This window comes from Streptomyces sp. NPDC001002, from assembly GCF_053599215.1.
In genome coordinates this window covers 26363-33920 of sequence record NZ_JBSFLV010000101.1, presented here as the reverse complement: position 1 = coordinate 33920, position 7558 = coordinate 26363, and the positions used below count along the sequence as shown (strand labels likewise).

Below are 7558 nucleotides of genomic sequence, written 5' to 3'. Positions count from 1 at the left end.
ACAGTTCATCTACCCTGTTGTAGTCGCACCGTGATTACGGGTAGCCTCCCTCGCGCCTATTGGCGTATTTCCACTCGGACTCACACTGGGGGGCACCCAGCGGTCGGCCCAGCGGGTCTTGAGGGCCGTCCAGCGGTCCGAGGCGTCCCAGAGTGCTCGGATGGCCGAACGGGGCGCCACGACCGCACGGAGCCGGGTGCTCCGGCTCGCCCGGGACCGCAGGGCCGTCCGCAGTTTGCGCACATCGTCGGCCAGGCCCGGCACGGCCCGCGGCTGCGGTGCGAACAGCACCTGCTCCACGGCATGCGCCACCCGGTGCACCGCCTCGGCGGGCTCCGGCTCCAGCTGCCCGAGCCGCACGATCCGCGCGGCCGCCTTGCGGGGGGTCAGCGCGTCGTCCGGCTCGATGCCGTAGTCCCAGGCCGTGTCCGTGAGCTCGCGCCAGACGGCCAGGACATGCCCGGCGGCCACCTCGGCGGAGTACTCGGGCACGATCTCGCCCGGCAGGGCCGTCACGGTGACCCCGTCGGAGGTGACCGTGTCCCCGGCTCCCTTGAACCGGCGCTGGGGCAGCCCCAGGCCGGACGAGGCGTGCTGGGCCGAGGCCAGCCGCACCCGGCGCCTTCTCACCCGCCACAGCATCGGCAGCAGCGGCGCGAAGACCGCCAACAGGGCGAGCAGCGTCCAGCCCGTGACCTCGTACCAGGGCGGCCCCGCGTCGCCCGGCGTCGAGGTGTCCAGCGGAAGCGCGCCCGCGCAGGCCTCCAGCTTCTTGTCCGTCGCGTCGCAGCTCGTGCTCGCCGAGGGCGCCGCCGAGGTGGACGCGCCCGCGGAGGTCGAGGGCCGTGCCACATCGGGGAGCGTGCTGCCGGGCGTCTCCGTCTGGGTGTACGAGGGAGTCGTACCGCGGTTCGGGGTCGGCTCGAAGCGGGTCCAGCCCACGCCCTCGAAGTACAGCTCGGGCCAGGCGTGCGCGTCCTTCAGACCCACCGTCACCGAACCGTCCGCCTGCGGGGTTCCGGGGGCGAAGCCCACCGCGACCCGGGCCGGGATGCCCAGGCTGCGGGCCATCGCCGCCATCGCGAAGGAGAAGTGGACGCAGAAGCCCTGCTTGTCCTTCAGGAACTTGGCGATCGCGTTCGGTCCGGTGCCGACGTCCACCTGGGTGTCGTACTCGAAGCCGCCGTCGAGGGTGAAGTAGTCCTGGAGCTTGACCGCCTGCTCGTAGTGGTTCGTCGCCCCCTCGGTGACCTGGCGGGCCGTCTTCGCGACCACCGCGGGCACCGAGTCCGGCACCTTGGTGTAGTCGCGCTTCAGGGCGGCTGGCGGCTCCGGCGCGTTGGCGAGCTGCTCGGCCGTCGGCTGCACATCGAGGCTCTTGACCGTGTACGTCTCTCCGCGCGTGGTCTGGCCGTGGTCGCCGACGAGCGTCATGCCCACCGGCTCGTAACGCCAGTTGCCCGTGATGTCCACGCCGCTGGGCGGATAGGGCATCGGCAGCCAGTCCTGCGCGTACCAGCCGGCGGCCGAGACACGCGTCTCGATCTCCGCCCGCTTCACGTCGCCGCTGAGGCCGGTCGGGGTGGGCAACTGGTCGGGTACGGAGGTGATGTGACGCTTGGCCGGCTTCCAGGTGCTGCCGTCGAAGTCGTCCAGCGAGACGATCCGCAGATACATGTCCGAGAGGTCATCGCTGTTGGTCTTGAGGGTGAGGACCTGGCGGTCCTCGTCCACGTTCAGACTGTCGCGCAGCGAGACGAGGGGGTTCACCGCGGAGATCGTGCCCCCGCTGCCGTTGCCCGCGCCGACTCCCGTGCCCGCGCCGTCCAGCAGGCCGCCGTCCATCGACGGCAGCGCGACGGGCACCACCAGGGCGAGGCCGAGCGCGACCACGCCGATGCGCCGCCCCGCGCGGACCGGCGCCACCGCGCCTGGTTCACCGCCCGTAGTACGGGCCGCCGCGCCGAAGACCCGGCCCCACTGCGAGAGCCGGTCTCTGCCCTCGGCGAGCAGCAGCATCAGATAGCCGGCCGCCGCGACCAGGAACCACAGCCAGTCGGCGCCGCCCTCGGAGAGCCCGGCGGCGACCGAGTACAGCGCGAGCAGCGGCAGTCCGGCCGGGGCCGCGCTGCGGAAGGTCACCGCGAGGGTGTCCACCGCGAGCCCGATCACCAGGACACCGCCGAGGATCATCAGCCGGATGCCGTCGGACTCCAGCGGGGCCGGGATCGCGTACCGGGAGATGTCGTCACCGCCCTGCCGCAGCAGGTCGGCGAAGTGCTGGAAGGCCTGGGGACCCGGCACGATCCCGAGGAGGGCCTGCTGCCGGGCGAAGAGCAGGGTGAGCATCATCAGCGTGACCAGGGCCTGCGCGGCCACGGTCAGCGGCCGGGCCAGCGGCACCCGCCGGGTCGCCGCGCCCACGCCGGTCTGCACGGCCAGCATGAAGGCCACCTGCAGGATCCAGGTGGCCGGCTCGACCAGCGGCAGCAGGGCGCAGGACGCCAGCAGTGTGGCCGCCCAGGCGAACACCGCCAGTCGGGCCCGTCCGCTCATGATCCCGTCCCCTCACCGATCGTCCCGCCGGCGGCGGTCAGGCCCGTGCGCTCACGGTCCGCCTGGCGCCACAGCTCGGTCAGCGAGGCCGCCCGCGGCACCTGCACGGCCGTCCAGCCCGCCTCCCGCAGCATCCGCAGCCGGTCCTCGCTCCTGTTCAACGCCCCGGGCACATCGGTCGGTTCCCGCGCCCAGGACTCGTCGTCGAGCACGAAGGCGACCGCGCCGCCGCTGCGCTGGCGCATCTTGGCGGCCACCGCGGCCTGTTCCTCGTCGAGGTCGCCGAAGAAGGCCACCAGCAGGCCCTCGTTGCCCCCGCGCAGCACGTCGTAGGCGCGGGACAGGCCCGTGCCGTCCGAGTGGTCGATCACCGCGAGCGTGTCCATCATCAGGCCCGCCGCGTCGGCGGTCTCCTGGCTGGCGCCCGCGAACCCGTCGGCGCCCTCGCCGGGCACCGAGTTGCCGGTGTCCGTCAACAGCCGTACCGAAAAGCCCCGTTCGAGCATGTGCACCAGCACCGACGCGGTGGCCGAGACGGCCCACTCGAAGGCCGAGTCCGGGCCCGCCCCCTCGAAGGCGAGGCCCCGGGTGTCGAGCAGCACCGTGCACCGGGAGCGCTGGGGCTGCTCCTCGCGGCGCACCATCAGCTCGCCGTAACGCGCCGTCAGCCGCCAGTGGACGCGGCGCAGATCGTCGCCGTAGCGGTACCCGCGCGGGATCACGTCGTCCTCGCCGGCCAGCGCGAGCGAGCGCTGCCGCCCCTCGCCGTACCCCTTGGACTCCCCGGTCAGCCGCACCGGCGGCAGCGCCTCCACGCGCGGGATCACCGTCAGGGTGTCGTACGTGGAGAAGGAGCGGGTCAGCTCGCACATCCCGAACGGGTCGGTCAGGCGCAGTTGGAGGGGGCCCAGCGGATAGCGGCCGCGCAGGTCGGAGCGGACCCGGTAGGAGACCTCGCGGCGGCCGCCCGGCTCCACCCGGTCGAGCACGAAGCGGGGCCGCGGACCGAGGACGTAGGGCACCCGGTCCTGGAGCATCAGCAGGCCCGTGGGCAGCCGGGAGACGTTGTCCATCCGCAGATGGACGCGGGCCTCGCTGCCGGCCGGCACGCGCGCGGGGGAGAGCCGGCGGCTGCCGGCCACCCGGTAGCGCGTGCGGTACAGGAACAGCGCGCAGACCAGGGGCAGCGCGGCGAGCAGCAGGCCCACCCGCAGCAGATCGCTCTGGCCCAGGACGTAGGCGCAGATGGCGGCCGCGATACCGGCCGCGAGGAAGGAGCGGCCGCGGGTGGTCAGACCCGCGAGGGCCGTACGGACGCCGCCCTTCTCGGCGCGCTCGGCGTCCGGATGCCCGGTGCTCCCGGAGGACATCACAGCCTCCGCGGCGGCTGCTGGCCGTAGCCGGGCGAGTTGTGTCCGATGCCGTAGCCGCCCTGCTGCTGGGGCGTCGCGGGCACCGGGGTGCGCTGGAGGATCTCCTGGACCACCTGCTCCGCCGTGCGGCGGTTGAGCTGGGCCTGGGCGGTCGGCAGCAGCCGGTGGGCCAGGACGGCGACGGCGAGCGCCTGGATGTCGTCCGGCAGGGCGTACTCACGGCCGCTGAGGGCGGCGGACGCCTTCGCCGCGCGCAGCAGATGCAGCGTCGCGCGCGGTGAGGCGCCGAGTCTGAGGTCGGGGTGCGTGCGCGTGGCCGAGACCAGGTCCACCGCGTACCTGCGGACCGTGTCGGCCACGTGGACGCCCCGGACCGCCTCGACCAGCTTCACGATGTCGTGCGCGTGCGCCACCGGCTGCAGGTCCTCCAGCGGGGACACACCACCGTGCACGTCGAGCATCTGCAGCTCGGCCTCCGCGCTGGGGTAGCCCACCGAGACCCGGGCCATGAAGCGGTCTCGCTGCGCCTCGGGCAGCGGGTAGGTGCCCTCCATCTCGACCGGGTTCTGGGTGGCGACCACCATGAAGGGGCTGGGCAGCTCGTAGGTCGTCCCGTCGATGGTGACCTGGCGCTCCTCCATGGACTCCAGGAGCGCGGACTGGGTCTTCGGCGAGGCCCGGTTGATCTCGTCGCCGATCACGATCTGCGCGAAGATCGCACCCGGTTTGAACTCGAACTCCCGGCGCTGCTGATCCCAGATGGACACCCCTGTGATGTCCGAGGGGAGCAGGTCAGGGGTGAACTGGATTCGCCGTACCGAACAGTCGATGGACCGTGCCAGCGCTTTGGCCAGCATCGTCTTGCCCACGCCGGGGACATCCTCGATCAGAAGATGTCCCTCGGCGAGCAGCACGGTCAGCGAAAGCCGTACGACCTCGGGCTTGCCCTCGATCACTCCTTCCACCGAACTGCGGACACGCTCCACAGTGGCGGTCAGATCAGTGAGGCTCGCTCGATCGTCATAGGTCGTCACCCGGCCCTCCTCGGCCCGTTCTTTCCACGGGCCGTCGCGCTGTGCTGCGGACCGGCCCACCCCGAACACGGACACCGCGCGGGAAAAGTTCCCCGCGGCGCCACACCCGCATTCTTGCTGCCGTTACCGTTTCGTGTCACTCGACTGTGGACAACTGGCCGCGATATGTCGGGTTTTACCGTGCTTGGCATCCAGCATGCCTGGGTTTTAAGCCGGGTCGACCTCGCGCAGCAGGCCGGTTTTCACGTCGAACACGAAACCGCGCACGTCGTCGGTGTGCAGCAGGAACGGCGAGGTGCGTACGCGCTGCATGGACTGGCGTACGTCCTGGTCGACGTCCCGGAAGGACTCCACGGCCCAGGCGGGGCGCTGGCCGACCTCCAGTTCCAGTTCGGTGCGGAAGTCCTCGGTGAGGGCCTCCAGGCCGCAGCCGGTGTGGTGGATCAGGACGATGCTGCTGGTGCCGAGCTTGCGCTGGCTGATGGTGAGCGAGCGGATCACGTCGTCGGTGACCACACCGCCCGCGTTGCGGATGGTGTGACAGTCGCCGAGCTCCAGGCCGAGCGCGGCGTGCAGGTCCAGGCGGGCGTCCATGCAGGCCACGACGGCGACGTGCAGGACGGGGCGGGCGTCCATACCGGGGTCGGTGAAGGCGGCGGCGTACCGTCCGTTGGCCTCGACGAGGCGGTCGGTCACGGTGCCGCCGCCGGATATGGCGCCTTCGGTTGCGGTGGCAGCGGATGCGGAAGTCGTCATATCTACGACGGTACTGGTCACGGCCGTTCCGGTCCTGTGGTGAGGAGGGAAAAAGAGCGTCATCACGTGCACTGTGTGAGGTAAGCCACATAGGTGAGGCGGCAGAGCCCGCTCGGGTGATTCATACCGGTTCGCGGCTTCGTCCGACGGCCCGGCCGCGACGCGCAGGCCGGTTGATTGACCGCGAGAGGCCGTGGACTAAAGTGACGCGAAGCGGGAGCCGAGGCGCTCCCTGCTGGACTGAAATCCCCAGGAGACCCCGGCGGCAGTGCCGGAATTCTCCCCGCGGGCGGGGACCCGGCGGTGCGGGCCGGCCGCGCCGGACCTGAGAGGGCCCCTTGAGCCAGAGTCGACACGTTCCGGTGATGCTCCAGCGGTGCCTGGACCTGCTGGCGCCCGCCCTGGAGGCGCCCGGAGCGGTGGTCGTCGACTGCACCCTGGGCCTCGGCGGCCACAGCGAGGCCCTGCTGGAGCAGTTCCCCGAGGCCCGCCTGGTCGCCCTCGACCGCGACAAGGAGGCGCTGCGCCTGTCCGGCGAGCGGCTCGCCCCCTTCGGCGACCGCGCCACCCTCGTGCACGCCGTCTACGACGAGCTGCCCGAGGTGCTCGACCGGCTCGGCATCGCGCGCGTGCAGGGCGTCCTGTTCGACCTCGGCGTCTCCTCCATGCAGCTCGACGAGGCCGACCGCGGCTTCGCCTACGCCCAGGACGCCCCCCTCGACATGCGCATGGACCAGACGACCGGCGTCAGCGCCGCCGAGGTCCTCAACACCTACCCGGCGGGCGAACTCGTCCGGATCCTGCGGGCCTACGGCGAGGAGAAGCAGGCCAAGCGGATCGTGTCCGCCGTGGTGCGCGAGCGCGACAAGGAGCCGTTCAGCAACAGCGCGCGGCTGGTCGAGCTGATCCGCGACGCGCTGCCGCAGGCCGCCAAGCGCACCGGCGGCAACCCGGCCAAGCGCACCTTCCAGGCGCTGCGCATCGAGGTCAACGGCGAACTGTCCGTGCTGGAGCGGGCGATCCCGGCCGCCGTGGGCACGCTCGCCGTCGGCGGACGGATCGCCGTCCTGTCGTACCACTCGCTGGAGGACCGCCTGGTCAAGCAGGTGTTCGCGGCCGGCGCAGCCACCACCGCGCCCCCCGGACTGCCGGTCGTCCCGGAGCAGTACCAGCCCAGGCTCAAGCTGCTCACCCGTGGTGCCGAACTTCCCACCGAGGAAGAGGTCGCCGAGAACCGGCGGGCAGCGCCGGCCCGCCTGCGCGGCGCCGAGCGCATCAGGGAGGCCATCGAGTGAGCAGGAAACCCGAGCTGAGGGGGCGGGCCGCGCGCCTTGCGCGGCTGTTCCCGGGCAACACGGGCCGCGGCCAGGCGGCGGCCCGCACGCCCTTCGTCCTCCTCGTCGTCCTGCTCCTCGGCGGCGGTCTGATCGGGCTCCTGGTGCTGAACTCGGCGCTCAGCGAAGGCTCGTTCAAGCTGGACGACCTCCAGAAGGACACCAAGAACCTCACGGACGAGGAACAGGCCCTCCAGCGGGACATCGACTCCTACTCCGCCCCCGACGCCCTCCAGCGCCGCGCTCGCGAGCTGGGCATGGTCCCCGGCGGCGACCCCGCCTTCCTGAACCGCGACGGCACCGTGAAGGGCGTCCCCTCGGCCGCCGCCGCCCGGGAGCCCGCCGTACAGATCCCGCTGGTGCTGCGCCCGCCGGAGACCATCACGCACTCACCGGCGCCCACCACCTCCCCGGCCGCGGCGGCCACCCCCTCGGCGACGCCCGCGGCCACGCCGGCCGTGCCGACCTCGACGCCGACTCCGACCACGACCCCCGGCAGGTGACG

At 72.2% G+C, this 7558-nt stretch carries 6 protein-coding genes; 2 read left to right on the top strand and 4 right to left on the bottom strand.

The window, feature by feature from the left end:
- Nucleotides 1-9: 9 nt before the first annotated feature.
- The 4 genes from ACWDR3_RS34155 to ACWDR3_RS34140 form a co-directional block, all read right to left on the bottom strand.
- The gene (locus ACWDR3_RS34155) at nt 10-2556 is read right to left on the bottom strand and encodes a transglutaminase TgpA family protein (RefSeq protein ID WP_450356430.1); all 2547 of its coding nucleotides are present in this window, start codon (nt 2554-2556) and stop codon (nt 10-12) included.
- The gene (locus tag ACWDR3_RS34150) at nt 2553-3926 is read right to left on the bottom strand and encodes a DUF58 domain-containing protein (RefSeq protein WP_450356429.1); all 1374 of its coding nucleotides are present in this window, start codon (nt 3924-3926) and stop codon (nt 2553-2555) included. Before ACWDR3_RS34150 ends, ACWDR3_RS34155 begins: the two co-directional genes overlap by 4 nt.
- Complete coding sequence (locus tag ACWDR3_RS34145; protein WP_450356428.1) at nt 3926-4963, bottom strand: AAA family ATPase; 1038 nt, start codon at nt 4961-4963, stop codon at nt 3926-3928. The genes ACWDR3_RS34150 and ACWDR3_RS34145 overlap by 1 nt, the downstream gene beginning before the upstream one ends.
- A gap of 207 nt (nt 4964-5170) precedes the next feature.
- The gene (locus ACWDR3_RS34140; RefSeq protein ID WP_450356427.1) at nt 5171-5719 is read right to left on the bottom strand and encodes a beta-class carbonic anhydrase; all 549 of its coding nucleotides are present in this window, start codon (nt 5717-5719) and stop codon (nt 5171-5173) included.
- 338 nt (nt 5720-6057) lie between these two features.
- Between ACWDR3_RS34140 and rsmH the strand changes: the two genes are divergently transcribed.
- Nucleotides 6058-7014 carry a 16S rRNA (cytosine(1402)-N(4))-methyltransferase RsmH gene (rsmH, locus tag ACWDR3_RS34135; protein WP_450356426.1) on the top strand — a complete coding sequence of 319 codons (957 nt, stop codon included), beginning with the start codon at nt 6058-6060 and terminating at the stop codon, nt 7012-7014.
- Entirely contained in the window at nt 7011-7556 is a 546-nt protein-coding gene (locus ACWDR3_RS34130; RefSeq protein ID WP_450356425.1) for a septum formation initiator family protein, read from the top strand. Before rsmH ends, ACWDR3_RS34130 begins: the two co-directional genes overlap by 4 nt.
- The last annotated feature ends 2 nt before the right edge of the window (nt 7557-7558 follow it).

Excerpts from the sequence above, each read along its gene's own strand:
- ACWDR3_RS34140 (WP_450356427.1), bottom strand. The coding sequence starts at position 5,719 with ATGACGACTTCCGCATCCGCTGCCACCGCAACCGAAGGCGCCATATCC.
- ACWDR3_RS34150 (WP_450356429.1), bottom strand. The coding sequence starts at position 3,926 with ATGTCCTCCGGGAGCACCGGGCATCCGGACGCCGAGCGCGCCGAGAAG.
- ACWDR3_RS34155 (WP_450356430.1), bottom strand. The coding sequence starts at position 2,556 with ATGAGCGGACGGGCCCGACTGGCGGTGTTCGCCTGGGCGGCCACACTG.